Origin of the sequence: Microbacterium sp. GbtcB4 (assembly GCF_019091465.1) — a bacterium.
Lineage (GTDB): Bacteria > Actinomycetota > Actinomycetes > Actinomycetales > Microbacteriaceae > Microbacterium > Microbacterium paraoxydans.
Window position 1 is genome coordinate 1 of record NZ_JAGXJJ010000757.1, and the last position, 230, is coordinate 230.

Annotated in this window: 1 pseudogene; it reads left to right on the top strand. The window is 73.9% G+C overall.

Annotation, left to right across the window (positions count from 1 at the left end):
• Positions 1 to 14: 14 nt before the first annotated feature.
• A pseudogene (locus KVS71_RS19530) lies at positions 15 to 230 on the top strand (hypothetical protein); the annotation flags it as partial.

Sequence of the window (230 nt, forward strand, 5' to 3'; positions counted from 1 at the left end):
TGCGGGAGTTCCGGTTGAGGGAAACCACCCCGATCATCAGGGAGGAGCAGGCCAACACCGCCGCGGAAGCCGCGGCTCCCTCGCAGCCGTTGCCGCGTTCCGCCGAGCCCGTGGTCATCCCGCCCGCCCCGGTCGCCGGCACTCCTGGCGATCCTGAGGCCGCGCCGCTCACCCGGCGTCAGGCGCGTGAGCAGGAGGAGACCAAGACCGTCCCGGTTCCCCCCGCCGGC